The organism is Brevibacterium sp. LAARM2_SD2, from assembly GCF_057364785.1.
In genome coordinates, this window is the sequence record NZ_JBNFOM010000060.1 from 1 (window position 1) to 882 (window position 882).

Here is an 882-nt window from a genome sequence, read left to right on the forward strand (position 1 = left end):
CCCCGGCCGCGGTCGCCGCGGCGACGGCGCTGCGGGCGGCCTCCCGTCCCGCCTCGGCGAGGAGGTCGACCGCGACGGGATCGTCGAGGCGGGCCAGAGTCGCGACGTCGGCGGCGAACTCGGCGAGGAGGCCCGCCCGGTCGCTGCGCGTGTAGAACGTCGCCGGCCACGAGCTCGGCTGCCCGAACCGACCGGTGGCCGCCGCGAGCAGTGCGGCACCGCGGACGTCAACCTTGTCGTGGGCACGCAGGGCCGCCTCGAGGGCGAGCCGTCCCAGCCACGCCCCGCCCCCGCGGTCGCCGAAGAGGTGCCCCCAGCCGTCGACCCGCGACCACTGCGCGGTGAGCACCCCGTGATCGTCGGCACCGGGATGGGCGATGGCGATCGCGCCCGTGCCGAGCACCGCGATCGCCCCGCCCTGTCCCCGCAGCGCGCCGAGGTGGGCGGTGACGGCATCGATCGTCACCGCGGTCGGGGCGTCCGCTTCGGCGGCGATGACCTGCGCGAGCACCGCGGGATCATCGGTGAGGGAGGCGATCCCGGTCGCCCCGATCCCGATGCCGACGACGCGTGGGATCTGCTCCGGCCACGCCTGCCGTGCCGCGGAGACGAGCCGCCGGATGACGACGGGAGCGCTGCTGCCCTCGGGTCCGATCTCGACGCGGGGCCCGGTGAGGGTGCCCAGGACAGTGTGTTCGCCGAGGCGGTCGGAGCGTGTCGTGTCCGCGTCCGCCGGGTGCGCCGCCGGATCGTCGGCGCTCTCCGGGGATGCGGCGGGGTCCGGCGTCCCGGTCTGCGGCGCGGCCAGCGCGACGCGGGAGCCGGTGCCGCCGACGTCGATGCCGAGGACGAGTTCGGCGGCCTGACAGTCGCGCATCAGTC

The 882-nt window shown here is 76.8% G+C and carries 1 protein-coding gene; it reads right to left on the reverse strand.

Features of this window, described 5'->3' with window-relative positions; genetic code table 11:
- A partial coding sequence (locus AC2W7K_RS18065) for a BadF/BadG/BcrA/BcrD ATPase family protein (protein ID WP_486006507.1) occupies window positions 1–882 on the reverse strand: 882 nt, incomplete at both ends.